Origin of the sequence: Phreatobacter cathodiphilus (assembly GCF_003008515.1) — a bacterium.
Lineage (GTDB): Bacteria > Pseudomonadota > Alphaproteobacteria > Rhizobiales > Phreatobacteraceae > Phreatobacter > Phreatobacter cathodiphilus.
This window is the reverse complement of the sequence record NZ_CP027668.1, coordinates 2,027,502-2,050,802: the sequence shown is the minus strand read 5'-3', so window position 1 is coordinate 2,050,802 and position 23,301 is coordinate 2,027,502. Positions and strand designations below refer to the sequence as shown.

Sequence of the window (23,301 nt, the reverse complement as noted above, 5' to 3'; positions counted from 1 at the left end):
TCCTGACGCTTCGCCAACAAGCTAGCGGCAAATCACGTCGTTAGGGAAGGGGGCTTTCGCAGGCGCGAAAGGATCCCCATACCGAAATCGCATCCGCAGCGTTGCCGGTCCGGCCCCGGACGGCTATTGCAGCGCCATGCTCACCGGAAAGACCCCATGACCGTCCGGGTCGCCGCCCTTTACCGCTTCGCGCCGCTGCCGGACTGCGCCGACCTCGTCGCGCCGCTGGCGGAGTTCTGCGCCGCGCTCGGCGTGAAGGGCACGCTGCTGCTGGCGCCCGAGGGCATCAACGGCACGGTGGCGGGCGAGGCGGGAGCCATCGACGCGCTCGTCTCCCGGCTCTCGGCGGGATGGGTGTTCGGTGATCGCCTCGCCGGGATGGAGCTGAAGCTCTCCACCGCCGCCGCCATGCCTTTCGCCCGGCTCAAGGTGAAGGCGAAGCGCGAGATCGTCAGCTTCGACGGCGGCGTGACCGACCAATCCCGCCGAGTCGGGGCTTATGTGGCGCCGGCCGACTGGAATGCGCTGATCAGCGACCCCGGCACGGTCGTCGTCGACACGCGCAACGCCTTCGAGGTGGCGATCGGCACCTTCGAGGGCGCGCGCGACCCCGCCACCGCGAGCTTCGGCGACTTCCGCGGCTTCGTGGACCGGGAACTCGACCCGGCGCGTGACCGCCGCATCGCCATGTTCTGCACCGGCGGCATCCGCTGCGAGAAGGCGAGCGCCTATCTCCTCGACCGCGGTTTCGCCGAGGTGCATCACCTGAAGGGCGGGATCCTCGCCTATCTCGAACAGGTACCCGCGGCGGACAGCCTCTGGCGCGGCGGCTGTTTCGTCTTCGACGGGCGCCTCGCCCTCGGCCACGGCCTCGCCGAGGTACCCGAGACCGCCCGGGGCATCTGCGTATGACCGACACCGACCTCGCCGCCCGCCTCGACGCGCTGGAGATCAAGGCCGCCTATCAGGACCAGGCCATCGAGGACCTCAACGCGACGATCACCGCGCAGTGGAAGGAGCTGGAACGGCTCGGCCGGCTCGTCGCCCGCCTCGAGGACCAGTTGCGCGAGGCCCAGAGCGCCGGGCCGCAGGGGCCGGAGCCGCCGCCGCCCCATTACTGACCCACCGGGCTTGGCTGTGGACGAAGCCGGCGGGGCGGCCTCGCGCGTTGCCCCTGGCGGTGGGCGCCGCTACACCCGACGGGTTCTGGGAGAATCGCTGATGACCTATTGTTGCGGCATCCTCGTGCGCGACGGGCTCGTGATGATCGCCGACACCCGCACCAATGCGGGGCTCGACAACATCTCGACCTTCCGCAAGCTGCACATCTTCCAGCAGCCGGGCGAGCGGGTGATGGCGCTCGCCTCCGCCGGCAACCTGTCGATCACCCAGTCGGTCCTCGGCTTCCTGCACGAGGGCCTGCCCAACGAGGAGACGGGCGAGCTGGAATCCATCCTCAATGCCCCCACCATGTTCCAGGCGGCCCAGCGGGTCGGCCGCGCCATCCGCGAGGTCCGGCGCATCGACGGGCCGGGCCTGGAGGAGGACGGCATCAAGTTCGAGGCCTCCTTCCTGTTCGGCGGCCAGATCAAGGGCCGGGCGCTGCGGCTCTTCATGATCTATGCCGCCGGCAACTACATCGAGTGCACGGTCGACACGCCCTACCTGCAGATCGGCGAGCACAAGTACGGCAAGCCGATCCTGGACCGCGCCATCAAGTTCGACACCAACCTGAACGACGCGCTGAAGATCGGCCTCGTCTCGATGGATTCGACCATGCGCTCCAATCTCGGAGTCGGCATGCCCATCGACATCGCGGTGATGCCGCGGGGCGATGCGATCCTGCAGACCCATTACCGGATCGAGCCGGGCGAACCCTATTTCCACGACCTGCGCGAGCGCTGGTCGGCGGCGCTACGCAAGGCGCATATGGACATTCCGCCGCCGCCCTATGCCGGCTCCAACGTGGTGAAGTGAGCCGCGCGCTCAGCGGGTCCGGTACAGCGTCAGCCAGTTCGGCGGCAGGAGGCCGCGGCAGGTCGGCATGACCTCCAGCCGCAGCGGCTGGAACCGGGCGCCGTCCCAGCGCCATTCGCCGATCTCGCCGCAGTCGGACATGCCGCGTCCCTTGGCGAGGTGGAAGACGGTGCCGCCGGCGGGATCGAGCTCGCCGTTCCACAGGATGTGGTCCGGGTTGCGGTTGCTCGGCGGATCCTCGGCCGCCGGCAGGGCCTCGCGGATGCGGGGAAACGAGGCCGGACGGACACGCGGGCTCGGGCCGTCTTCGAGGATGTAATAGGCGCGGCTGAAATTGTAGGCGCCGCGCCAGCAGCGCACGCTGATGAGGACGAGACGCTCCGACAGGCGCTGGGCCTCGATGTCCTCGTCGTTGTCGTCCTCCTGGTTGCAGGCATCGCCGGGAATGGCGCGGAAGGCCTGCATGACCGGCCCGGTCCAGGCCTCCGGCAAGGGCGAGGGCACGGGCGGACCGGTCATGGCGACGCCGTCGCGCCGGGCTGGGGCTTGCGGCGGGCGCGGCACGATGGCGGCCGGCGACTCGCCGGGGCGGGCGAGGGCGGTGACGGTGCCGACGCGCTTCTGGCGGTCGTCCATCCACAGCAGCGCCGCCATGGCACCGTCCAGGGAGATGGGATCGGCACGTTCGCCGCTGCCCTGCGCGGGGTCGAGGGAGACGGCGAGGCTGCGGCCGCGGCGGATCTCGTCGATCAGCCGCCCCGCCGCCGCACGGTCGGTGAGGGTCACCTCGCCGTCCTCGACGGTGGCGCCCCGCCCGATCACCACCTCCACCATAGCTCCGCCGTCGGCCGTCACCTTGAGGCGGGTGCCCGCGGGAAGGGTGGCGTCCTGCGCGAGGATGACGGTGACGGTGGGCACGGCGCCGGGATCACCGGACCGGTCGATCCGTACCGCGAGCTGGGTGGAGGAATCGCGGGCGGCCATGCCGAAGGCGCGGCAGGTGCGGGCATTGTCACAGCCCACCACCCAGTCGCGGAAGGTGCGGACATGGCCCCGCTCCTCGGCGAGGGCGGTGCCGACGGCCAGACACAGGCCGGCGGCGAGAAGGGTACGGAGATGCATGGGCGCGGCGTCCTCGGCTGGCGTTGCCGCCTTGTCCGCCCGCAGCGTTTCCGCCGCTTGCCGCCCGGCAGGCGGCTCTAGTTCACCGTGAACCGGGCCGTCAGCGTGGCGTTGGAATCGCCGCCCACATAGACGTCGTACTCACCCGGCTCGATCCTGAACCGGCCCTGGTCGTCGTGGAAGCCGAGGGAGCGCACGGGGAAGGCGAAGCGCACCGTGGCATGACCGCCGGCGGCCACCTCCACCTTCTCGAAGAAGCGGAGCTGGCGCAGCGGCCGCGATCGCGATCCGACGCGCTGGTGCACATAGACCTGGACCACCTCCTTGCCGGCAGGGCCGACGGTGTTGGCGACGCGCACGCTGCCGGCGACGGTGCCGTCGCGGGCGAAGCGTCGAGCGTCAAGCGTGAGGGCCTCGAAGGCGAAGCGCGAGAAGGAGAGGCCGAAGCCGAAGGGATAGAGCGGCTCGAGCTTCTCGTCGGTGTAGCCGGTCTCGTAGCGCGCGTCGGTCAGGCGCGGCCGGCCGGTGGGCAGGCGGTCGTAATAGATCGGCACCTGCCCGGTGGCGCGCGGGAAGGTCATGGGCAGTTTGCCCGAGGGGTTGACCCGGCCGGTGATGACCTCGGCGAGGGCCGTGCGGCCCTCGGTGCCGAGGTGGAAGGCCTGGAGGATGGCGGCGACGCGGCCTTCGAACCGCGTCAGCACGAAAGGCCTGGTGGTGTGGAGGATGACGACCACCGGCTTGCCGGTGGCGATCAGCGCGTCGAGCAGGGCCTGCTGCACCGGCGGCAGGTCGAGATGGGCGCGCGATGTGCCCTCGCCGATCTGCTCGCAGTCCTCGCCGAGCATGACGACGACGATGTCGGCGGCCTCCGCCGTGCGCACCGCGCCGGCCGTGTCGCCGGCGGCGAGGTTGCAGTGGGTGGCGAGGCCCGGCGCGAAGGAGACGGCGACCTCGGGGCCGAGCAGGCGGGAGAGCTCGTCGGGGAGCTTCGGCGGGCGGACGCGCGGCAGGCCCGCATTGTCGGAATACTGCCAGTCCTCCTGATGGGTGGCGGCGCCGCCGACGACGGCGATGGAGCGCACCGAGGAGCGCAGCGGCAGGGCCTGCTCGTGGTTGCGGAGCATGACGATGGATTCGCGGGCGACCGCGAGAGAGGCCTCGCGCGAGGCGGGGGTGGCGAGGTCGCGGGCCGCCGTCGCCGGGTCGAAGGGCGGCTCGTCGAAGAGGCCCATGTGGAACTTGACGCGCAGCACGCGGCGCACCGCATCGTCCAGCGCCGCGGCGGGAACGCGCCCCGCCCGGATCTCGTCGGCGAGATGGGCGTCGTAGGCGCCGGACATCATGTCCACGTCGACGCCCGCGAGGAAGGCCTTGCGCGCCGCCTCCGCCCGGTCGGCGGCCATGCCGTGGTTGATCAGCTCGCGGACCGAATCGAAGTCGGAGACGACGAAGCCGCGGAAGCCGAAACGCTGCTTGAGGATGCCGGTGACGAGCGCCCGGTCGCCGGTGGCGGCGATGCCGTTCATGGCGCTGAGCGAGGTCATGACGGTGAAGGTGCCGGCGGCGATGGCGGCCCGGAAGGGCGGAAGCTGGTAGTCCCAGAGCTGGGAGACGGGGATCCAGACGCTGTTGTAGTCGCGCCCGCCCTCCGGTGCGCCGTAGCCGACGAAGTGCTTGGACGAGGTCGCGAGCCCGCCGCGATGGTAGCCGGTCACGCGGGCCGCGGCGACGACCGAGGCGAGGTGCACGTCCTCGCCGGCGCCCTCCATATTGCGACCCCAGCGGGCGTCGCGCGTCATGTCGATCATCGGCGCGAAGGTCCAGTTGATGCCGACGGCGCGGGCCTCGCGGGCGGACCAGTAGGAGGCGAGTTCGACGAGGCGCGGGTTGAAGGTGGAGGCCTGGCCGATGGGCTGGGGGAAATAGGTGGCGAAGCCGTTGATGGCGTCGAGGCCGAGGATCAGCGGGATCTTCAGGCGCGACTGGGCGACACGGGCGCGCACGGCGGCGATCTCGGCCGGCGCGGTGAAGTTCATGACCACGCCGGTGCGGCCCTCGGCCACCCATTCCGGGCGGAAGTCGTCGCCGCGGCCGCGCAGGTTCAACTGGCCGATCTTCTCGGCCATGGTCATGCGGGCGAGGAGGGCGTCGATCCGCCGCTCGATGGCGCGCGCCTCGGCGCCGGGCTTCCAGGCGAGCGCCGGCGGGCCGGAGGGTTGCTGGGCGAGGGCCTCAAGGGGCGCAAGGGCGAGGAGGAGCGGCAGCAGGCGACGGATCAAGGCGGTCATCGAAGGGCGCACGGCTCCTGGGGCGGACGGCCGGCGGGACAACCGCCGGACACGAAGGCGTCAGCTTCCTAGCCGTCTTTTCCCGCCTTCCGCAACGGCCACGCCGCGTCGCATCGGCGCCCGCCGCCCCCGAGGGTTCCGCGCCGCGCCGCGTCCGGTTACAAGGGCCGCCATGATCGCCTCGACCTCCCGCCTTCCCAAGCACAGCTTCTCCTCCGACGGGGTGGAGATCGCCTATTTCGACACCGGCGAGGGCGATCCCGTCCTGTGCATCCACGGTTTCGCCTCCACGGCGCACATCAACTGGACCTATCCCGGCTGGGTGGACACGCTGACCAAGGCCGGCCGCCGGGTCATCGCCCTCGACAACCGCGGCCACGGCGATTCGGAGAAGCTCTACGATCCCGCCGCCTATCACACCACGCTGATGGCCGAGGATGCCCGGGCGCTGCTCGACCATCTCGCCATCGCGAAGGCCACGGTGCTCGGCTATTCCATGGGCTCGCGCATCACCGCCTTCCTCGCCCATCGCCATCCGGACCGGGTGAAGGCCGCCATCATGGGCGGGCTCGGCATCAAGCTCATCGACGGCGTCGGCCTGCCGGAGACCATTGCCGAGGCGCTGGAGGCCCCGACGCTCGAGGAGGTCACCGACCCGCAGGGGCGGATGTTCCGCGCCTTCGCCATGCAGACCAAGTCCGACCGTCGGGCACTCGCCGCCTGCATCCGTGGCTCGCGCAACCTGATGAGCCGCGAGGAGGCGGCCTCCATCGCCTGCCCGGTGCTGATCGCGGTGGGCACCAAGGACGCCATCGCCGGCGCGCCCGAGCCGCTGGCGGCGATCATCCCTAAGGGGGAGGCGCTTTCGATCCCCGATCGCGATCATATGCCGGCTGTGGGCGACAAGGTCTTCAAGGCCGGGGCGCTCGACTTCCTGGCCCGGCACGCCGCCTAGGCGCCGCGGCCGATCGATCGGAATCGCATCGCCATGTCCCAGCATCCCCGCCACGCGCGCTTCACCGGCCACGACGGCAACCGCCTGGAGGCCGACGTCTACGGCCACGGCGAGAAGGTGGCGCTGCTGCTGCACGGCGGCGGGCAGACCCGCCACGCCTGGCGCGCCACCGCCCGGCGGCTGGCCGAGCGCGGCTTCACGGCGATCGCCGTCGACCAGCGCGGCCACGGCGACAGCGAATGGGTGGCGAGCGGGGCCTACGCCTTCGCCGACTACGGGCGCGACGCGGTGGCCCTCGGGCGCGAAATCGCCGAACGGTTCGGCGCCAAGCCGGCGGCGATCGGCGCCTCGCTGGGCGGCATCGCCTCGCTCCACGCGCTCGGCCTCGAGCCCTGCTTCTCCGCCCTCGTGCTGGTCGACATCGTTCCGCGCATGGAGGAGACGGGCGTCCGCCACGTGCAGAGCTTCATGCGGGCCCATGCGCGAGAAGGGTTCGGGTCCATCGAAGAGGCGGCGGAATCGGTCGCCTCCTATCTGCCGCACCGGACCCGGCCGCCCTCCGTCGAGGGGCTGAAGAAGAACCTCAGGCTGCGCGAGGACGGGCGCTGGTACTGGCACTGGGACCCCGCCTTCCTGGAGGGCGGACGCACCGTCAACACCGACCGGGGGACGATCGTCGCGACGCTCGAGGACGCGGCCCGCCAGCTTACCGTGCCGACCCTGCTGGTGCGCGGCAACGCCTCCGACATCGTCTCGCAGGAGAGCGCCGACGCCTTCCTGGCGCTCGTGCCCCATGCCCGTTTCGTCGACGTCAGCGGCGCCGGGCACATGGTGGCGGGCGACAAGAACGACATCTTCGCCGACGCCATCCTCTCCTTTCTCGGCTGAGGCTCCCCGCTTTTGCGAGTCTCATCAGCGACTTCAGTCTGCCTGTTGAGGTTGCGATTCCGATTCAGGGCGGCGTTCACGTTGTGATTCCGATTCAAGTCTCGGCCGCAACCGGCCGGCGCGGCAATGCGGGAGAAGCAATGGAAACGGGAGGGCCGGGCAGCCGCCACGGCGGCGCAGTGCGGGCACACTAGAGAGGGGTCACCGACAAAGGGGACCCCGCCATGAACCGCAACGCCTGCCGCCCGCTCTTCGCCGCCCTCGCTCTCGCCGTCCTGCCGCCCGCGGGCACGGCCGCGGCGCAGTCGGTTCCCGGCGTGCCACCCTCCATCGGCCAGGAGATCGATCGGGCGCTCTCGCAGGTCCCCGAGGCCCATCGCCGTTCGGCGCCCGGCGGTCCGACGGTCGGCCAGGAGATCGACCAGCTCATCAACCGCCCGGTCGGCCAGGCCGCCCCCGCGCGCAGCCGTCAGGTGTCGCTGGCCTTCGAGAACAAGACGGACGTCAAAGCCCTGGTCATCCAGTTCACGCCCTCGGGCTCAAGCACCTGGGGCCCGAACCGCCTGGCGCGCGAGACGCTGAACCCGCGCGCCTGGATGCGCTGGCGCGTCAGCGGCACGGACTGCCGCTACGACGTGCGCATCACCTTCGCGCTGGGACAGGAGTTCGTTCGCCTCGACCACGATTTCTGCGCCCAGGAGAAGATCGAGGTGACGGCGGTGGACGCCGCCGCGGAACGCCCGGCGCTGCCGGTGCGGGAGGGCGTGGCGCTCTTCCGGGTGGTCAACCGTACCGACACCCGCATCGCGGTCCTCCGCGTCTCTCCGGCCGGCGCGCGGCGCCCGCAGGGCGACCTGCTGGGCATCTGGATGATGGAGCCCGGCGACGTCTATACCGGCCGGGTGCCGCGCGGCGGCGCCTGCCTCTTCGACGTGCGCGCCGGCTTCGACCCCGAGGACACCGACACGGTGACGCTCGCCCGCCAGAACCTCTGCGAGACCCCGGAGGTCGTCGTTCCGGCCCGTCGCTCCGCCGGCGGCTGAGGGAGGCGCCGGCCGGTCCACAGGGGCGGGCCGGGCGCGCGGCCGCTTTGACTTCATGCCCCCGGCCATGGCACACGGCGCATCCAGCGACACACAGGAGATCGGCCGTGGACCGCACCGAGATCACCAAGATTCAGGACTACCTGCGCCGCAAGTTCGGCAACCAGGCGATCAAGCTGCAGCCGAACATGCGGCGCAAGGAGATGGTCGAGGTGATGATCGGCGACGAGCAGATCGGCACGCTCTACAAGGACGTGGACGAGGGCGAGACCTCCTACACCGTCACCATTTCCATCCTCGACATCGACCTCGAGGAGGGTTGAGCGGCCTGCGGCGGTTAACCCTTCCTTAAGGAACTCCGCCCGACCCCTTAACAGATCCCTAACGACGCGGTACCGATTGGAACGGGGGCAGCTGGCCCTCGTGTCCGGTCCGGGTTCCGCGTCATGTCCCTGCTCAGCCTCCAGCTCTTCCACTCGCTCGCGCTCGGCTTCGCCATGTCGGGCCTTCTGGTGGCGCTCTACCGGGCTCTCGCCGCCAAGCCCGCCTCGTTCCGCCTGTTGCAGGGCGGCGGCGCCGCGGCGGTCCTCGCCGTTCCCTTCCTCGCCTTCGCCGCCCCGGCCATCATCGTGCGCAACACGATCCGCGGCCGCCGCATCGAGAACCGGCGCTTCGAATTCGTCTTCCTCGCCACGCTCATCGCGCTGATCTGGAGCCTCATGTCGGGCCGGGTGCTCACCATGATGCTGCTGACACTCGGCCTGTAAGGCCGCGACCCACCTGACACGTCCTGACACCGGCCGGGTGCAGCCTCGCTCCGTCACAGGAGCGGGAGCGGACCATGACGGGTAGCGGAATCAGCATGGACGGCGGCGCGGAACCGGTCGACGGCCGCCGCGACTTCGATTTCCTGATGGGGACCTGGTCGGTGCATCACCGGCGCCTGCGCCGGCGCCTGTCGGCGGATACCGTCTGGGAGGAGTTCGGCGGCACCTGCGCCGCGCTGCCCGTGCTCGGCGGGGCGGGGAACGTCGACGACAACGTGCTGCACCTGCCCGGCGGCAGCTACCGCGCGCTCAGCATCCGCGCCTTCGACGCGGCCCGGCGGCAATGGTCGATCTGGTGGCTCGATTCCCGGGAGGCCGCCATTGGCCAACCGGTCCACGGCCGGTTCGAGGACGGCGTCGGAACCTTCCTCGGCGACGACACCTGGCAGGACCGGCCGGTGCGCGTGCGCTTCCTCTGGTCGGGGATCTCCGAGCAGTCGGCGCGCTGGGAACAGGCCTTCTCCGCCGACGGCGGCGCCACCTTCGAGACCAACTGGGTGATGGATTTCCGCCGCGCGCCGTAGCGGCCCGCCCGTTCCGCCGACTTCTCAAGCCCGGCGGGGGGTGCGATAGGTTGCGGCCCAGACGCGGAGGACGCCATGCCCATCTATGCCATCGACGGAATCCAGCCGGTCCTGCCCGAGGGCGACCGCTTCTTCGTGGCGCCCGACGCCCATGTCATCGGCAAGGTGAAGATCGGCGCCGACGTCGGCATCTGGTTCGGCGCGGTGATCCGCGGCGACAACGAGCTCATCGCCATCGGCGAGGGCACCAACATCCAGGAAATGTGCATGCTGCACACCGACCCCGGCGCGCCGATGACGATCGGGACCGGCTGCACCATCGGCCACAAGGTGATCCTCCATGGCTGCACGATCGGCGACAACACGCTGATCGGCATGGGGTCGACGATCCTGAACAACGCGAAGATCGGGAACAACTGCCTGGTGGGCGCCAATTCGCTGGTCACCGAGGGCAAGGAGTTCCCGGACAACTCGCTGATCGTCGGCGCGCCGGCGCGCGCCGTGCGCACCCTCGACGAGGCCGCCATCGCCCGGCTGAAGCTGTCGGCCGCGAGCTACGTGAACAATGCCCGGCGCTTCAAGGCCGGCCTCACGCCGGTGGGCTGAGCCATGGCGGCCGTCGAATTCTTCTACGAATTCGCCTCGACCTATTCCTATCCCGCGGCGATGCGGGTGGAGGAAGTCGCCGCCAAGGCCGGCGTCACGGTACGCTGGCGGCCGTTCCTGCTCGGTCCGATCTTCGCCGAAGCCGGCTGGACGACCTCGCCGTTCAACCTGATCCCGGCCAAGGGTCGGAACATGTGGCGGGATCTCGAGCGGATCACCGCCGATCTCGGCCTGCCCTTCCAGAAGCCCGATCCCTTTCCGCAGAACAGCCTGACCGCCGCGCGGATCGCCACGTCCCTGCCGGACGACGGCAAGCGCGCCGCCTTCTCGCGCGAGCTCTACCGGATGGAATTCGGCGAGGGCCTGTCCATCACCGATGCGGAGGTTCTGGGCCGGGCGTTGACAGCGGCGGGAGTCGAGCCCGCCACGGCCCTGGTCGCGGCGGGTTCCGATCAGGTGAAGCAGGCGCTGCGCGCCACCACCGAGGAGGCGAAGGCGAAGGGCCTGTTCGGCGCGCCGAGCCTCGTCACGGCCGACGGCGAACTGTTCTGGGGCAACGACCGCATCGAGCAGGCGGTCGCCTGGGCGGCCAAGGGTGGCTCCGCCTGACATTCGCATCCCTTGAAAAAGGTGACGGCCGGCCCTCGTTCTGAGGTACCGGCCGTCTGTTCGCGAACCCGGTCTGGGGACGGGGAGGGGTGGGACGTGACCGAGGACGCGAAACCTCGTGCTAGCGGGTGGCGACCGCGGCGGGCGCGCGGCCCGGCCCGATCGTCAGCCACTGATTGGGGTCGTAAGCGGCCTGGCGCTTGATGAAGCGGTAGCCGGTCTGGTTCCACAGGCGGATGTCGCTCGTCTCGTTGTCGAGGACGTAGTCGCCCCGGTCGGTCCGGACGGTGAGAATGGCGTGGCCGTCGCCCTGGCGGTCACGCACCACGGTGATGAGCAGGGCGCTGGCGGGGAAGCCGGCCTCGATCAGCAGCTTCTTCTTGAGGAGCACATAGTCCTCGCAGTCGCCGCGCCCGGACGTCGGGTAGGTCCAGAGTTCCTCCGTCCCGTACTGGTCCATGTCGGTGACCGGTTCGATGGCGGTGTTCACATGGGCGTTGATGCGGATCAGTGTCGCCCAGGCGTGGCGGTCGGCCTTGACGAGATCGATGGTCTGCGAGCGCGCCCGGCAATCGGCGGGGAAATCACGGCAGAACTGCCGCCAGCCGATGGGGGCGGTCGTCGCACCCTGTTCGGTCAGGAAGGCGTGGCGGTCGCCCGGCTCCGCGCTCGCCGCCGGCATCGCCGCGACGAGGCCGAGCATCAGCGCGGCGAGTGCCGCGCCCTTCGTCTTCACCCCTGGCCACCAGGTCCTGCGACCGTTCATGACGTGTCCCTCCGTCGATGGCGAGACACTGGCAGGCCGGCTTTGCGGCGCGCTGAAACCGATCGGTGAAAGGCGACGGTTTTGCGAGAGGGTTCGTTCAGTTTAACGGCGGGTGGATTTACCCTGCCGCTTCCCGGGCCGATTCAGCGTATCGAGCGAAGCGGCTGATATGAAATACGAAATTGTCCTCGGACGGCGCGCCGTGATCACCACCGGCTTAAGCCGGGGGCCGGGAGCCGGTCACAGAGATGAACGGGCGGAGCCTCCTCCGCGGCATGCCGTTAACGGCCGTTTCAGCACGTGCGCACGCCGTGTCTCTAGGGCAGGTCGAAGCGGGGGGATGACGCACCGGAATACGGCGAGCGGGACGCCCGCGCGGGAGGTCAGCGGGCGATCATCACCGGCTCGGCGTCCGCCTTCAGGTCGGCGCCGAGCTCCTGGCCGAGGGCGAGGATGGTGTCGATGGGCTGCTGGCCCGAGAACTCGATGGCGACGCCGCGCTCCAGCACGCGCACGACGCGCGCCATGGTCCGGGAGATCTGCACGATGTCGCCGGGCTTCAGGTCCTCCGCCCCGCCGATGGCGGCACCCGAGAGCGAGATGTCGAGAACGCGCACCGGCACCTTCTCGCCGAGAGGCGTGGTGATGGTGGTGAAGGGATTGCGCGGGATGACGCGCTCGTGGCGGCGGTCCTCGGGCAGGCCGAGGATCTGGCGATTGGCGAGCCAGGTGAGCTGGTCGGCGAGTTTGTCGCGCTTGCGCAGCGAGGCCTCGATGGTCATCGAGAAGCCGGTCTCGGTGACGCGGACGATCATGCCCTCGATGCGGCCGATATGGTCGAGATAGGCGATGACGCGCTCGCCGAGCTTGCCGACCACCGGCGCCACGATGGCGGCGCCACCGGGTGACATGTCCACGACCTGGCAGGGAAATTCGCGCCGGTCCGACAACATGAAGCGGCCGAGGACGTCCACCCGCACGCGCTGGAAGCGACGGTTCTCTTCCGACGAAGGTGCGGACAGGACTTTCGCGAGCGCTGACATCTGGGCCGGAGCTGGAGGACGATGCGCCAAAGATTAACGGCTGAGCGTTAACGCAGTGTTTCGCAAGCCCCCTTCATGCCACATTCCCGCCGTGAATGAGACGCAGCGCCGGCCGGGTCGCAAAGGCCGCCGGAGCCGGCTGGACCGGGGCGGCGGCGGCCATGGCCAGCGTGCCCTGCCAGCTCGGCCAGAGCAGGCGGACGGCCTCGACGTCGATGCGGGCGATGTCGTCCCGGCCGATCCAGTAGGGCGGGTCGCCGGCGCTGATGGCGCCGATGAGACGGCCGCCGAGCCGGCCGCGATGGACCAGCGGCAGGATGACCGCCTCGAGGGCGACGCTGCGCCCGGCGACGCTGGTGGCGGTGAGGGAGGCCATGAGGCCGGCGGGGGCGGCCATGGCGTCGGCGAGGGTGCGGATCAGCGTCGCGCGCGCCTCGGGAGAGAAGACGTCGAGGAAGTCCGAGCCCTTCAGCTCGCGGGCGAAGACGGCGCAGGCCCGCGATCCCGCCAGCCGATAGGCGAGGGAGCCGTCACGGCCGGCCTCGAGGATGAAGGTGTCGCCGAGAACGGGGGCGATGGCACGCGGATCGACTTCGGCGCGGTCGGGGGCCGGGCGGCCGGCGCGCAGCTGGTCCCAGTAGGCGAAGAGGGTGCTGCTGGCGGCATTGTTCATGGGGGCCTCGTCTGTGCCGATCCGGGACGGAATGCGATGGGTCCTGGACGAGGGAGCAGCGGCCGTGCCACGCCGCGGCGGGCGGCGCAGGGTTAACAAAGCGTTTCCGCGTTAGGGTTAAGCAAGGGTTTCGATTGCCGGCGGCCCGGCGCTCGTGTTTCGCTCGGGACGTTCCACGAATTCGGGACGCCGGTGTGACTCCCGGCCGACCGCGCCACTTTCAGGCATTCTCCTGGGGACACGAGGAGATGGAGACGTGACCAATCGGGAATGGTTCGCCATTCCCCACGTTCCCGCCGGGGGAGATCGCAAGATCTCCCCCTTTTTTTTGCCCATGCGCCGACGATGACGACGGGATGCCGCTCTCGACAGGGGGGCGGGCTTGGCTCTAGTGAGACCGTCCCTCAGGCGATGCCGGCAGTCCTCCTTGTCCGAACGCGAACCGATCCTCAACATTCCCGGCGTCGTCACCGCGCTCTGCCTGGCCATGATCGTCATCCACGCCGTCAGGGCTTTCCTGCTGGGGGACGATGCCGATCGCGAGGTGCTGCTCGCGTTCGCCTTCATTCCCGCCCGTTTCGAGACCTCGCTGGCGGGGGCCTGGTTCCCGGGCGGGGCCGCGGGTGATGCCTGGACCTTCGTGACCTACGGTTTCCTGCACGCCGACTGGACCCATCTGGCCGTCAACGTGCTCTGGCTCACGGTTTTCGGCTCCGCCGTGGCGCGGCGCTTCGGGACGATCCGGAGCCTCCTCTTCTTCGCCGTGACGGCGGCGGCCGGCGCTCTCGGGCACCTCGCAGCGGTCGGTACCGCCTTCGTGCCGGTGATCGGCGCCTCGGCGGCGGTCTCCGGTTTCACCGCGGCGGCGCTGCGCTTCATCTTCCAGGCGGGCGGCCCGCTGGGCGCCATGCGGGCGGGCGGCGAGGACACTTACCGGGTTCCGGCCCTCGGCCTCGCCGACATGATCCGCAACGGACCGGTCATGGGCATGATCGCGGTGTGGATCGCGGTCAACGTCGCCTTCGGCGCCATCAACCTGCCGATGCCCGGCTTCGAGGGGCAGATCGCCTGGCAGGCCCATCTCGCCGGCTTTGCGGCAGGATTGTTCCTCTTCCGCTTCTTCGATCCGGTGCCGGCCGCCTGAGCTGTTGCACCGCACTGCTGCCGTCTTGTCTTCGCCACGGCCGGGGCGAATACTTCACGTCCGGGCGACCGGGCATGACAAGGCGGGGCGGCCCGCGACGGGCCTCCCTCCGCGACCGGAGGCAGATCATGAACGTGAAGAGCATTCTGGACGCCAAGGGCAGGGCGGTCGCCACCATCGCCCCAGACGCGACGCTCGCGGCCGCGGCGCATATGCTGGCGGAGAAGCGGATCGGCGCGGTCGTGGTGACGGGGGCCGGTCATTCGGTCGCCGGCATCCTTTCCGAGCGTGACATCGTCCGGTCGCTGGCCGAGCACGGGGCCGGTGCCCTCGACCGCTCGGTGGCCGAGACCATGACGCGCAAGGTCGTCACCTGCTCGGAGCAGGATTCCATCGGTCAGCTCATGGAGAGCATGACCGACGGCAAGTTCCGCCACCTGCCGGTGGTGGAGGGGGGCCGGCTGGTCGGCATCATCTCCATCGGCGACGTGGTCAAGCGCCGCCTCGCGGAGATCGAGAGCGAGGCCAACGCCCTCAAGGACTATGTGATGAACGCCTGAGGCGGCGTTCAGCTCACGGCCTTCAGCGCCTCGGCGAGATCGGGCAGCAGCCGTTCGGCGGCCTCCTCGCCGAGCGCGATGGCCTCGGCGGCGCGGTGGAACTCGAACAGGCCGATCTTCGACAGGCGGGGGCCGATCAGGATGTTCGGCGGGTCGCCGGCGAGGCGCTGGCGGGCGATGCGCTCCTGGGTGGCGTTGAAGGCCTTGGCCATGACGGTGGGAATGCCGGGGGCCCGGGCGACGGCGAGGCGGGGGTCGAGCCTGCCGGGTTCGAGGTCGAGCGACATGGCGGCGCGCAGCGGCCGCGCCAGCGCCCGCCCGATACCGCGGCCGAGACCGCGCCCGATGCCCTTGCCAAGATCGACCACCGCCCGCACGCGGGGACGCCGCTCGACCAGCGGCAGCGCCTCGTCCTCCGGGCTGGTGCCGTGGTCCTGAATGACGGTGGAGCGGCCGAGAGCGTCGGCATTGAGGCTCACCGCGATGACGAGCCGGGCGCCGAGGGCGCGCGTCACCGAGACGGGAACCGGATTGGAAAGGGCGCCGTCCATCAGCCAGCGGCCGCCTACCCTCACCGGCGGCAGGATGCCGGGCAGGGCATAGGAAGCGCGCAGCGCCGTCATCAGCCGGCCGCGGGTCAACCAGATCTCGTGGCCGGTGCCGATCTCGGTCGCCACCGCGGCGAAGCTGATCGGCAGGGTCTCGATCCGCGTCTCGCCGATCTCCCGCTGCAGCAGATGGGCGAGCCTGGACCCGCCCATCAGGCCGCCGCCGGATATGGCGATGTCCACGAGCCCGATGACGTCACGTCGCTTCAGCGACAGGGCCCAGTCGGTGAAGGCGTCGAGCTTGCCGGCGGCATAGAGCCCGCCGACCGCCGCACCGATGGAGGTGCCGGCGATGACGTCCGGCTCGTAGCCGGCGCGGACCAGCGTGCGGATGATGCCGATATGGGCGAGGCCGCGTGCCGCTCCTCCGCCGAGCGCCAGGCCGATCACCGGTCGCGGCGGCGGCGTGGCGGCGCTCTCGGCGAAATCGGTCGGCTCGGCCTCCGGCCGGCGTCGGCGGCGCAGCGTCAGCATGGGTCAGCCGAAGGCCGGGCGCAGGCGCTCGGCGTCGCGCGGCACCAGCCGCACGTCCTCGAGCGGGCCGCCGGTGGGGACGGCGCGGTAAAAACAGGTGCGGCGCCCGGTATGGCAGGAGCCGCCGTCGCCGCCGACCGTCACCTTCAGCCAGACGGCATCCTGGTCGCAGTCCACCCGCATCTCGACCACCGTCTGGATCTGCCCGGAGGTGTCGCCCTTGTGCCAGATGACCTGCCGCGAGCGCGACCAGTAATGGGCCTCGCCGGTCTCGATGGTGAGGCGCAGCGCCTCGGCATTCATGTGCGCGACCATGAGGAGGTCCCCCGTCTGCGCATCGCTGGTCACCGCGGTGATCAGACCGTCTTTGCCGAAGCGGGGCATGAGGCGGTCGCCCTCCTCGACGTCGCTCTTGGAGGGTGACGCAGCGGCCTGCGAGGGGTGATCGGTGCACATGGGCGCGGTCCGGGGAGGAAAGGGGCTCTCGCCCTGTCAAGTGTCCTATCCGGGGCTTGTGGACAAGCCCGCAGACGAAGATCGGCGGAAGTGCCAGGCCACCGCCGCGTCAAGGTTAACGAATGGTTCGGCTCGTCCCGGCCGGTCCCCGCAGGTTAATTTCCCGGCTTCCCGTCACCGGAGACCCCCATGAGCGAACAGCGAGACCTTTTCTCGAAGTCCGTCGTCGCGGATCAGGCCGAACTCAAGGCCAATGCCGCTCTCTATGCGGCGCGGGAGAGGGCGGGCGTTGTGGAGGAGGAGACTCACCCTTTCGTCACGGCGCCGCCGCGGGTGATCCGCCAGGGGGGCGCCGAGGCGGCGCGGGCGCTGCGCGAAAGGCTCGTCGCCGAGCACCGGGCCGTGGTGGTGGAGGCGGCGGCGCGCTTCGCCCGCCGCGAGCAGGGAATTCCGGCCCGCTCGATCCTCAAGTTCAGGCTCAGCGACCTGCCGCGGCTGGTGCGTCCCGACCGCGACCCGCCCAAGGAGGACGGTCGCTAGAGCCCTTCGGCCTTCTTCGGCCCCCGGGCCTTGCGGGCCGCCTTGGCCGGCAGGCCGGCGACATGGCCGACGGTCATCGCAACCCATTGGGCGAGCGTGTCCTCATCCAGCCCCGCCGGGTCGACATAGAGATAGCCTTCCATGGTGCGCCCGCGCATCTCCATGGGCCGCGTGCCGGGGCGGGAGAGCGCCGCCGCGTGCTGGTCACGCCCGACGCGCAGCAGCAGCCCGCGGGGCGACAGCGCCGCCACCATGTTGCCGCCGAGCAGCACTGCCGTACCGCCGAACATGGCGATGCGGCCCGTCTCGCCGTGGGGGGACGCGGCCGCCTCGATCGCGGCGAGAATCGTCCGCTCGTCCATCACGCCCTCCTCGCTGCTGCCGGATGCTAGCGCGCCGGCCGCCTCGTTACCATTGCGGCGCGAAACGGGCTGATGCTAAGAGGCGCGATCCCCATCCTCGTTCCAACGGGTGAATTCCGCATGTCCGTCGATCAGGCGACCGTCCGGCGCATCGCGCATCTCGCGCGCATTGCCGTGACCGACGAGGAGGTGCCGCACCTCCAGGATGAACTCAACGCCATCCTCGCCTTCGTCGAGCAGCTCAACGAGGTCGACGTCACCGATGTCGAGCCGATGACCTCGGTGACGCCCATGGCGATGAAGAAGCGCCAGGACGTGGTGAGCGACGGCGGCATCGCCGACCTGATCGTCGCCAACGCGCCGGAGCGCGAGGGCCATTTCTTCGCCGTTCCCAAGGTCGTGGAGTAAGTCGTGGCCGACCTGACCCAGCTGACCATCGCCGAGGCCCGCGAGGGCCTGACGCACAAGACGTTTTCGGCCACCGACCTGACTGAGGCCTATCTCGCCGCCATGGAGAAGGGCCGCAAACTCAACGCCTATGTGCTGGAGACGCCCGAGAAGGCGCTGGAGATGGCGGCGGCCTCCGACGCCCGCATCGCCAAGGGCGAGGCCGGGCCCCTCGAGGGCATTCCGATCGGGGTGAAGGACCTGTTCTGCACCAAGGGCGTGCGCACCACCGCCTGCTCGAACATCCTCGGCAACTTCGTGCCGCCCTACGAATCGACCGTCACCAGCAACCTGTGGCGCGACGGCGCGGTGATGCTCGGCAAGCTCAACAACGACGAGTTCGCCATGGGCTCGTCCAACGAGACGAGCTGCTTCCCCGGCCCGATCAATCCGTGGCGCCGCCAGGGCTCCAACGTCGGCGCCGGTTCCGGCGCGGTCGAGGGCACCTATCTCGTCCCCGGCGGCTCCTCCGGCGGCTCCTCGGCGGCCGTCGCCGCCATGCTGTGCGCCGGCGCCACCGCGACCGATACGGGCGGGTCGATCCGCCAGCCGGCGGCGCTGACCGGGACGGTCGGCATCAAGCCGACCTATGGCCGCGTCTCGCGCTGGGGCATCGTGGCCTTCGCCTCTTCGCTCGACCAGGCGGGGCCGATCGCCCGCGACGTCACGGACGCCGCCATGCTGCTGCGCTCCTTCGCCGGCGCGGATGCCAAGGACACGACCTGCGTCGACCGGGACGTGCCGGATTACGTCGCGGCCGTTGGCAAGTCGATCAAGGACATGACGATCGGCATTCCCCGGGAATACCGCATCGACGGCATGCCGGCCGAAATCCAGAAGCTCTGGGACGAGGGCGCCGAAATCCTCAAGGAGGCCGGCGCCAACATCGTCGAGATCTCGCTGCCGCATACGAAATACGCGCTGCCCGCCTATTACATCGTGGCGCCGGCGGAGGCCTCGTCCAACCTCGCCCGCTACGACGGCGTGCGCTACGGCCTGCGCGAGCCCGGCAAGGACATCGTCGAGCTCTACGAGAAGACCCGCGCCAAGGGCTTCGGCAAGGAGGTCCGCCGCCGCATCATGATCGGCACCTACGTGCTCTCGGCCGGCTATTACGACGCCTATTACGTGCGCGCGCAGAAGCTGCGGACGCTGATCAAGCAGGATTTCGAACAGGCCTATGCCTCCGGCGTCGACGCCATCCTGACTCCGGCGACGCCCTCTGCCGCCTTCGGCATCGGCGAGAAGGGCTCGGCCGATCCGGTGGAGATGTATCTGCAGGACATCTTCACGGTGACCGTGAACATGGCGGGCCTGCCGGGCATCGCCGTGCCCGCCGGCCTCGACAATCAGGGCCTGCCCCTCGGCCTCCAGCTCATCGGACGCGCCTTCGACGAGGAGACGCTGTTCTCGGTGGCGAGCGTGATCGAGAAGGCCAAGGGCCGCTTCCCCGTCTCGGACCGCTGGTGGGGATGAGCCGGTGATCACCGCCCGGGCCGTCGCGATCGCCGCCCTGACGGTCTTCGCCTGGCTCGCCTGGGCGCTCGCCCTGGTGATGACGGTCTATGTCGCGCTCGCCTGGTGGTCGGGCGACCCGGCCTTCAAGATCGCCTATCTCGCTGCGGCGGGGCTCGCCGCGCTCGCGGGCGGCTTCGCCTGCCGGCGCTTCGCCCGTCGGATCGGTGCGGCCCGCTAGCCGGGCAGGCGACGCCCGCATTGGCGCGGGCGCCGCCGGGGGCCGGCGCGACGGGCGGTGCTGCCAGGCCCCTGGGGTGGGTGGAGGGGGGTCCACCCGCTGCGCTCTACGGCGCGATTCCGGCAGCGGATGCGGCCGCCGGGCGAAAAGCAGGCGACAGCGACAGCCTGTCGCATCCAAAGGGTCCGCTTTGGTGTAGAACCACTGACTGCATGGTTCGGGAGGCTCCATGGTTGCGGTCAGCGTCGATCTCAAGGACGCCCTCGCGCGCTGCGCGGGCGGCGACAAGGCTGCCCTCAGGATGATCTATGACAGCGAATGCGCATCGATGATCGGGGTCGCGGCGCGCATCGTGAAGCGCCGGGAGCTCGCCGAGGAGGTCGTGCAGGAGGTCTTCGTCAAGATCTGGCGCAACGCCCACCGCTACGATCCCGGCCTCGGGCCGGCGAAGGCCTGGATCTACGCCATCGTCCGCAACCAGGCGATCAACACCCTGCGCAGCGGCAGGCGCGAGGACCTCGTCGACGAGGTGCCGGAGGACGCCGGCTCGGCCGTCGAGGCCTATGCCGCCGCCGAGCGCCTGCCCGACGGAAACGCCCTGCGCCGCTGCCTCGAGGGGCTGGAGGCGCGCCGCCGCACCAGCCTGCTCATGGCCTATGTCGACGGCTTCTCCCACGGCGAGATCGCCGGCCGCCTCGGCCTGCCGCTCGGCACGGTCAAGGCCTGGATTCGCCGGTCGCTGCTGGCGCTCAGGGAGTGCATGGGATGACCGACGATCTCATCGCCACCGCCGGTGAATATGTCGCCGGACTGATGTCGCCGGAGGAGCAGGAGGCCTTCGAGCGGCGGATCGCCACCGATGGCGAGGCGCGCCGCGCCGTCGCGGACTGGCGCACGCGGCTTCTCGCCCTCGACGAGACGGCGACGCAACTGACGCCCTCGGAAGGGCTCTGGCCGGCCATCGAAGCGGCTGTGGGTTCGGCGCGCCCGGCGCCGGAAGCCGCCCCCGGATGGTTCGCCCGCGTCTGGCAGGATGTCTCGACCCTGAGGCTCGCGTCGCTCGCCGGTGCCGCGGCGGCGCTGGTCATGGCGGTGCTGCTGGTGGCCCAGCCCTTCGGCGGCGGCGCGGGCAAGCCGGCGGTGGTCGCGGTGCTGAACGCCCCGAACGGCGGCGAGGCCGGCGCCATCGTCGAGGCCTTCGCCGACGGGCGCATCCGTGTCGTGCCGCTGCGCGCCATCCCGGTGCCCGAGGGAAGGGTGCTGCAGGTCTGGACGCTGTGGGACCGGCAGGTCGGGCCGCGCTCGGTCGGCCTGATGGAACGGGCGCAGGCGCGCGACTATGCGACCTCCGGCATGCCACGGCCGGTGGACCAGCAACTCTACGAGATCACGCTGGAGCCGGCGGGCGGCTCGCCGACGGGCCGGCCGACCGGGCCGATCCTCTATGTCGGGCGGGGCGCCACGCCGCTGTGAGACCAAGGGCTGCCGGCCGTCGCCAGTGAGCCGTCGTCAGGAGCGACTGCCCACTGCCTATTGCCGATGGCGGCCGCATTGGGCTACCCAAGCGCATCTCCTTCACCGCCGGGCCCATCCATGACCGCTCACGCCAATCCGAAGAACCTCATCCCCGGCGCCACCGGCGACTGGGAGGTGGTGATCGGCCTCGAGATCCATGCCCAGGTGGCGTCCAACGCCAAGCTGTTCTCGGGCGCGGCGGTCGGCTTCGGTGCGCCGGAAAACAGCCAGGTCAGCCTCGTCGACGCGGCCATGCCGGGCATGCTGCCGGTGATCAACGAGGAATGCGTGCGCCAGGCGATCCGCACCGGCCTCGGCCTCAAGGCGAAGATCAACCACCGCTCGGTCTTCGACCGGAAGAACTACTTCTACCCGGACCTGCCGCAGGGCTACCAGATCAGCCAGTACAAGAGCCCGATCGTCGGTGAGGGCGAGGTCATCGTCGATCTGTCGCCGACCGAAAGCTTCAAGGTCGGCATCGAGCGCCTGCATCTCGAACAGGACGCCGGCAAGTCGATCCACGACCAGCACCCCACCCTGTCCTATATCGACCTCAACCGCTCGGGAACGGCGCTGATGGAGATCGTCTCCAAGCCGGACATGCGCTCGGCCGACGAGGCCAAGGCCTATGTGACCAAGCTGCGCACCATCCTGCGCTATCTCGGCACCTGCGACGGCGACATGGAGAAGGGGAACCTGCGCGCCGACGTCAACGTCTCCGTGCGCCGGCCGGGCGAGCCCTTCGGCACGCGCTGCGAGATCAAGAACGTCAACTCGATCCGCTTCATCGGCCAGGCCGTGGACTACGAGGCGCGCCGCCAGATCGGCATCATCGAGGACGGCGGCACGATCGACCAGGAGACGCGCCTCTACGACGCGACCAAGGGCGAGACGCGTTCCATGCGCTCGAAGGAAGAGGCGCACGACTACCGCTACTTCCCCGATCCGGACCTGCTGCCGCTCGAATTCAGCCAGGCCTATGTGGACGACCTCGCCGCGGTGCTGCCGGAGCTTCCCGACGCCAAGAAGGCCCGCCTCATCGCCGACTACGGCCTGACGCCCTACGACGCCTCCATCCTGGTGCTGGAGAAGGAGAGCGCCGACTATTTCGAGGCGGTGGCCAAGGGCCGTGACGGCAAGAGCGCCGCCAACTGGGTCATCAACGAGCTGTTCGGCCGCCTCAACAAGGAGGGCAAGGACGTCACCGCCTCGCCCGTCTCGCCCGACCAGATCGGCGGCATCATCGACCTGATCCAGGCCGGCACCATCTCCGGCAAGATCGCCAAGGACCTGTTCGAGATCGTCTTCACCGAGGGCGGCGACCCCGCGGCCATCGTCGAGGCGCGCGGCATGAAGCAGGTCACCGACACCGGCGCCATCGAGAAGGTCATCGACGAGGTCATCGCCGCCAATCCCGACAAGGTCGAGCAGGCCAAGGCGAAGCCCACCATGCTCGGCTGGTTCGTCGGCCAGGTGATGAAGGCGTCCGGCGGCAAGGCCAATCCGGAAGCCGTCAATGCCATGCTGAAGGCGAAGCTCGGGATCTGAGGCGGGGCGCGGCCCGTCCTGCGCCGGACAGGACCATCGGATGGCGAGCCTGTGGACGTCGAACATCGAGCGGGATCCCCGCTATCGCGGCGCCGAGGAGATCGTCGCGGCGGCGGGCTATCAGATCGCGGTCGGGGAGGGCGTCATCGCCGTCGCCCACGAAGAGACCGGCGAGAGCCGGCGCTTCCGCTCCCGCAAGGAGTTCCTCGCCTTCGCCGAAGCGCTCGCCAAGGGCGAGCCGCCGCCACCGGCGAAGCGCAGCGCCGGCATCCGCAATGGGCAGGGGTTCGGCGAGCGGGCGGCGCGGGCTCCCGCCCCGCCTCCGGACGAGGCCGCTTCGGAGGCGGACATCGCCAGGCTCCAGGCCCTCTGCCGGACGCTCACCATCGAGCGCGACGCCTGGAAGGCGAGGGCGCAGATCCGCGAGGAGAGCGCCGCGAACGCGCCCGTCGACAATGGCGAGAAATACCGCGCGCTGAAGAAGTTCATCGCCCGCGAGTTCCATCCCGACCAGGTCCGCGCCGACGGCATCGAGCGGCTGGTGCGGACGGAAGTGTTCAAGACGATCTGGGCCCATATCGAGGAACTGGAGCGGTCGGGGCGGTGATGACGCTGCGGCTGCACGCA

The 23,301-nt window shown here is 70.2% G+C and carries 29 protein-coding genes; 21 read left to right on the top strand and 8 right to left on the bottom strand.

Going from position 1 to position 23,301, the window contains the following annotated elements:
• Positions 1–156: 156 nt before the first annotated feature.
• The 3 genes from trhO (at position 157) to C6569_RS10010 (ending at position 1,977) form a co-directional block, all read left to right on the top strand.
• A complete protein-coding gene (trhO, locus tag C6569_RS10020; RefSeq protein WP_106748710.1) occupies positions 157–912 on the top strand; it encodes an oxygen-dependent tRNA uridine(34) hydroxylase TrhO in 756 nt (251 codons plus the stop codon).
• The gene (locus C6569_RS10015) at positions 909–1,121 is read left to right on the top strand and encodes a SlyX family protein (RefSeq protein WP_106748709.1); all 213 of its coding nucleotides are present in this window, start codon (positions 909–911) and stop codon (positions 1,119–1,121) included. The genes trhO and C6569_RS10015 overlap by 4 nt, the downstream gene beginning before the upstream one ends.
• A gap of 100 nt (positions 1,122–1,221) precedes the next feature.
• Entirely contained in the window at positions 1,222–1,977 is a 756-nt protein-coding gene (locus tag C6569_RS10010; protein WP_106748708.1) for a proteasome-type protease, read from the top strand.
• Positions 1,978–1,986: 9 nt separating this feature from the next.
• On the opposite strand, the gene C6569_RS10005 is transcribed toward C6569_RS10010, so the two are convergent.
• Positions 1,987–3,099 (bottom strand): DUF1176 domain-containing protein, encoded by a 1,113-nt coding sequence (locus tag C6569_RS10005; protein WP_106748707.1) that lies wholly within the window; start codon positions 3,097–3,099, stop codon positions 1,987–1,989.
• Positions 3,100–3,176: 77 nt separating this feature from the next.
• Complete coding sequence (locus C6569_RS10000; RefSeq protein WP_106748706.1) at positions 3,177–5,390, bottom strand: glycoside hydrolase family 3 N-terminal domain-containing protein; 2,214 nt, start codon at positions 5,388–5,390, stop codon at positions 3,177–3,179.
• 172 nt (positions 5,391–5,562) lie between these two features.
• Between C6569_RS10000 and C6569_RS09995 the strand changes: the two genes are divergently transcribed.
• The 8 genes from C6569_RS09995 to C6569_RS09960 all read left to right on the top strand — a co-directional run bounded on the left by C6569_RS09995 (position 5,563) and on the right by C6569_RS09960 (position 10,842).
• Positions 5,563–6,345, top strand: a complete 783-nt coding sequence (locus C6569_RS09995) for an alpha/beta fold hydrolase (RefSeq protein WP_106748705.1) — start codon at positions 5,563–5,565, stop codon at positions 6,343–6,345.
• 33 nt (positions 6,346–6,378) lie between these two features.
• Positions 6,379–7,233, top strand: a complete 855-nt coding sequence (locus C6569_RS09990) for an alpha/beta fold hydrolase (protein WP_106748704.1) — start codon at positions 6,379–6,381, stop codon at positions 7,231–7,233.
• Positions 7,234–7,457: 224 nt separating this feature from the next.
• Positions 7,458–8,276 (top strand): hypothetical protein, encoded by an 819-nt coding sequence (locus C6569_RS09985; protein WP_106748703.1) that lies wholly within the window; start codon positions 7,458–7,460, stop codon positions 8,274–8,276.
• A 107-nt stretch (positions 8,277–8,383) separates the two neighbouring features.
• Entirely contained in the window at positions 8,384–8,599 is a 216-nt protein-coding gene (locus tag C6569_RS09980; RefSeq protein ID WP_106748702.1) for a DUF3126 family protein, read from the top strand.
• 123 nt (positions 8,600–8,722) lie between these two features.
• On the top strand, positions 8,723–9,043 hold the full coding sequence (locus C6569_RS09975) for a DUF6949 family protein (RefSeq protein ID WP_106748701.1): 321 nt from the start codon (positions 8,723–8,725) through the stop codon (positions 9,041–9,043).
• Between the two features lie 74 nt (positions 9,044–9,117).
• The gene (locus C6569_RS09970; RefSeq protein WP_245898293.1) at positions 9,118–9,627 is read left to right on the top strand and encodes a DUF1579 domain-containing protein; all 510 of its coding nucleotides are present in this window, start codon (positions 9,118–9,120) and stop codon (positions 9,625–9,627) included.
• 75 nt (positions 9,628–9,702) lie between these two features.
• Positions 9,703–10,233 carry a gamma carbonic anhydrase family protein gene (locus C6569_RS09965; RefSeq protein ID WP_106748699.1) on the top strand — a complete coding sequence of 177 codons (531 nt, stop codon included), beginning with the start codon at positions 9,703–9,705 and terminating at the stop codon, positions 10,231–10,233.
• A gap of 3 nt (positions 10,234–10,236) precedes the next feature.
• The gene (locus C6569_RS09960; protein ID WP_106748698.1) at positions 10,237–10,842 is read left to right on the top strand and encodes a 2-hydroxychromene-2-carboxylate isomerase; all 606 of its coding nucleotides are present in this window, start codon (positions 10,237–10,239) and stop codon (positions 10,840–10,842) included.
• Between the two features lie 121 nt (positions 10,843–10,963).
• Here the strand turns inward: C6569_RS09960 and C6569_RS09955 are convergent, their stop codons facing one another.
• From C6569_RS09955 to C6569_RS09945, 3 genes are all read right to left on the bottom strand, one after another.
• A complete protein-coding gene (locus C6569_RS09955; RefSeq protein ID WP_106748697.1) occupies positions 10,964–11,608 on the bottom strand; it encodes a transglutaminase-like cysteine peptidase in 645 nt (214 codons plus the stop codon).
• A gap of 383 nt (positions 11,609–11,991) precedes the next feature.
• Positions 11,992–12,651 (bottom strand): PilZ domain-containing protein, encoded by a 660-nt coding sequence (locus C6569_RS09950; protein ID WP_106748696.1) that lies wholly within the window; start codon positions 12,649–12,651, stop codon positions 11,992–11,994.
• 73 nt (positions 12,652–12,724) lie between these two features.
• The gene (locus C6569_RS09945; RefSeq protein ID WP_106748695.1) at positions 12,725–13,324 is read right to left on the bottom strand and encodes a PAS domain-containing protein; all 600 of its coding nucleotides are present in this window, start codon (positions 13,322–13,324) and stop codon (positions 12,725–12,727) included.
• A 427-nt stretch (positions 13,325–13,751) separates the two neighbouring features.
• On the opposite strand from C6569_RS09945, the gene C6569_RS09940 reads away from it, so the two are divergent.
• The gene (locus tag C6569_RS09940) at positions 13,752–14,468 is read left to right on the top strand and encodes a rhomboid family intramembrane serine protease (RefSeq protein ID WP_245898292.1); all 717 of its coding nucleotides are present in this window, start codon (positions 13,752–13,754) and stop codon (positions 14,466–14,468) included.
• 128 nt (positions 14,469–14,596) lie between these two features.
• The gene (locus tag C6569_RS09935) at positions 14,597–15,028 is read left to right on the top strand and encodes a CBS domain-containing protein (RefSeq protein ID WP_106748694.1); all 432 of its coding nucleotides are present in this window, start codon (positions 14,597–14,599) and stop codon (positions 15,026–15,028) included.
• A gap of 8 nt (positions 15,029–15,036) precedes the next feature.
• On the opposite strand, the gene C6569_RS09930 is transcribed toward C6569_RS09935, so the two are convergent.
• Positions 15,037–16,110, bottom strand: a complete 1,074-nt coding sequence (locus tag C6569_RS09930; protein WP_106748693.1) for a patatin-like phospholipase family protein — start codon at positions 16,108–16,110, stop codon at positions 15,037–15,039.
• Between the two features lie 3 nt (positions 16,111–16,113).
• On the bottom strand, positions 16,114–16,566 hold the full coding sequence (gene hisI / locus C6569_RS09925; RefSeq protein ID WP_106748692.1) for a phosphoribosyl-AMP cyclohydrolase: 453 nt from the start codon (positions 16,564–16,566) through the stop codon (positions 16,114–16,116).
• 189 nt (positions 16,567–16,755) lie between these two features.
• Here hisI and C6569_RS09920 point away from each other — a divergent pair, with 189 nt between their 5' ends.
• A complete protein-coding gene (locus C6569_RS09920; protein WP_106748691.1) occupies positions 16,756–17,106 on the top strand; it encodes a hypothetical protein in 351 nt (116 codons plus the stop codon).
• Here C6569_RS09920 and C6569_RS09915 read toward each other — a convergent pair.
• Positions 17,103–17,468, bottom strand: coding sequence for a TfoX/Sxy family protein (locus tag C6569_RS09915; protein WP_106748690.1), 366 nt, complete (start codon positions 17,466–17,468; stop codon positions 17,103–17,105). The two genes, C6569_RS09920 and C6569_RS09915, sit on opposite strands and share 4 nt — an antisense overlap.
• Before the next feature lie 120 nt (positions 17,469–17,588).
• Between C6569_RS09915 and gatC the strand changes: the two genes are divergently transcribed.
• The 7 genes from gatC to C6569_RS09880 all read left to right on the top strand — a co-directional run bounded on the left by gatC (position 17,589) and on the right by C6569_RS09880 (position 23,281).
• Complete coding sequence (gene gatC, locus C6569_RS09910; protein WP_106748689.1) at positions 17,589–17,876, top strand: Asp-tRNA(Asn)/Glu-tRNA(Gln) amidotransferase subunit GatC; 288 nt, start codon at positions 17,589–17,591, stop codon at positions 17,874–17,876.
• Positions 17,877–17,879: 3 nt separating this feature from the next.
• On the top strand, positions 17,880–19,391 hold the full coding sequence (gene gatA / locus C6569_RS09905) for an Asp-tRNA(Asn)/Glu-tRNA(Gln) amidotransferase subunit GatA (protein ID WP_106748688.1): 1,512 nt from the start codon (positions 17,880–17,882) through the stop codon (positions 19,389–19,391).
• A 4-nt stretch (positions 19,392–19,395) separates the two neighbouring features.
• A complete protein-coding gene (locus C6569_RS09900; RefSeq protein ID WP_106748687.1) occupies positions 19,396–19,611 on the top strand; it encodes a hypothetical protein in 216 nt (71 codons plus the stop codon).
• Between the two features lie 229 nt (positions 19,612–19,840).
• Entirely contained in the window at positions 19,841–20,380 is a 540-nt protein-coding gene (locus C6569_RS09895) for a sigma-70 family RNA polymerase sigma factor (RefSeq protein WP_106748686.1), read from the top strand.
• The gene (locus C6569_RS09890) at positions 20,377–21,084 is read left to right on the top strand and encodes an anti-sigma factor (protein ID WP_106748685.1); all 708 of its coding nucleotides are present in this window, start codon (positions 20,377–20,379) and stop codon (positions 21,082–21,084) included. The genes C6569_RS09895 and C6569_RS09890 overlap by 4 nt, the downstream gene beginning before the upstream one ends.
• 120 nt (positions 21,085–21,204) lie before the next feature.
• Positions 21,205–22,674: an Asp-tRNA(Asn)/Glu-tRNA(Gln) amidotransferase subunit GatB gene (gatB, locus tag C6569_RS09885; protein WP_106748684.1), complete on the top strand. Its 1,470-nt coding sequence runs from the start codon at positions 21,205–21,207 to the stop codon at positions 22,672–22,674.
• A gap of 40 nt (positions 22,675–22,714) precedes the next feature.
• Positions 22,715–23,281 (top strand): hypothetical protein, encoded by a 567-nt coding sequence (locus C6569_RS09880; protein ID WP_106748683.1) that lies wholly within the window; start codon positions 22,715–22,717, stop codon positions 23,279–23,281.
• The last annotated feature ends 20 nt before the right edge of the window (positions 23,282–23,301 follow it).

Bases quoted from the DNA above. Each gene is read 5' to 3' on its own strand.
- trhO (WP_106748710.1), top strand. From the start codon at position 157: ATGACCGTCCGGGTCGCCGCCCTTTACCGCTTCGCGCCGCTGCCGGAC.
- C6569_RS10015 (WP_106748709.1), top strand. From the start codon at position 909: ATGACCGACACCGACCTCGCCGCCCGCCTCGACGCGCTGGAGATCAAG.
- C6569_RS10010 (WP_106748708.1), top strand. From the start codon at position 1,222: ATGACCTATTGTTGCGGCATCCTCGTGCGCGACGGGCTCGTGATGATC.
- C6569_RS10005 (WP_106748707.1), bottom strand. From the start codon at position 3,099: ATGCATCTCCGTACCCTTCTCGCCGCCGGCCTGTGTCTGGCCGTCGGC.
- C6569_RS10000 (WP_106748706.1), bottom strand. From the start codon at position 5,390: ATGACCGCCTTGATCCGTCGCCTGCTGCCGCTCCTCCTCGCCCTTGCG.
- C6569_RS09995 (WP_106748705.1), top strand. From the start codon at position 5,563: ATGATCGCCTCGACCTCCCGCCTTCCCAAGCACAGCTTCTCCTCCGAC.
- C6569_RS09990 (WP_106748704.1), top strand. From the start codon at position 6,379: ATGTCCCAGCATCCCCGCCACGCGCGCTTCACCGGCCACGACGGCAAC.
- C6569_RS09985 (WP_106748703.1), top strand. From the start codon at position 7,458: ATGAACCGCAACGCCTGCCGCCCGCTCTTCGCCGCCCTCGCTCTCGCC.
- C6569_RS09975 (WP_106748701.1), top strand. From the start codon at position 8,723: ATGTCCCTGCTCAGCCTCCAGCTCTTCCACTCGCTCGCGCTCGGCTTC.
- C6569_RS09970 (WP_245898293.1), top strand. From the start codon at position 9,118: ATGACGGGTAGCGGAATCAGCATGGACGGCGGCGCGGAACCGGTCGAC.
- C6569_RS09965 (WP_106748699.1), top strand. From the start codon at position 9,703: ATGCCCATCTATGCCATCGACGGAATCCAGCCGGTCCTGCCCGAGGGC.
- C6569_RS09960 (WP_106748698.1), top strand. From the start codon at position 10,237: ATGGCGGCCGTCGAATTCTTCTACGAATTCGCCTCGACCTATTCCTAT.
- C6569_RS09955 (WP_106748697.1), bottom strand. From the start codon at position 11,608: ATGAACGGTCGCAGGACCTGGTGGCCAGGGGTGAAGACGAAGGGCGCG.
- C6569_RS09950 (WP_106748696.1), bottom strand. From the start codon at position 12,651: ATGTCAGCGCTCGCGAAAGTCCTGTCCGCACCTTCGTCGGAAGAGAAC.
- C6569_RS09945 (WP_106748695.1), bottom strand. From the start codon at position 13,324: ATGAACAATGCCGCCAGCAGCACCCTCTTCGCCTACTGGGACCAGCTG.
- C6569_RS09935 (WP_106748694.1), top strand. From the start codon at position 14,597: ATGAACGTGAAGAGCATTCTGGACGCCAAGGGCAGGGCGGTCGCCACC.
- C6569_RS09930 (WP_106748693.1), bottom strand. From the start codon at position 16,110: ATGCTGACGCTGCGCCGCCGACGCCGGCCGGAGGCCGAGCCGACCGAT.
- hisI (WP_106748692.1), bottom strand. From the start codon at position 16,566: ATGTGCACCGATCACCCCTCGCAGGCCGCTGCGTCACCCTCCAAGAGC.
- C6569_RS09920 (WP_106748691.1), top strand. From the start codon at position 16,756: ATGAGCGAACAGCGAGACCTTTTCTCGAAGTCCGTCGTCGCGGATCAG.
- C6569_RS09915 (WP_106748690.1), bottom strand. From the start codon at position 17,468: ATGGACGAGCGGACGATTCTCGCCGCGATCGAGGCGGCCGCGTCCCCC.
- gatC (WP_106748689.1), top strand. From the start codon at position 17,589: ATGTCCGTCGATCAGGCGACCGTCCGGCGCATCGCGCATCTCGCGCGC.
- C6569_RS09895 (WP_106748686.1), top strand. From the start codon at position 19,841: ATGGTTGCGGTCAGCGTCGATCTCAAGGACGCCCTCGCGCGCTGCGCG.
- C6569_RS09890 (WP_106748685.1), top strand. From the start codon at position 20,377: ATGACCGACGATCTCATCGCCACCGCCGGTGAATATGTCGCCGGACTG.
- gatB (WP_106748684.1), top strand. From the start codon at position 21,205: ATGACCGCTCACGCCAATCCGAAGAACCTCATCCCCGGCGCCACCGGC.
- C6569_RS09880 (WP_106748683.1), top strand. From the start codon at position 22,715: ATGGCGAGCCTGTGGACGTCGAACATCGAGCGGGATCCCCGCTATCGC.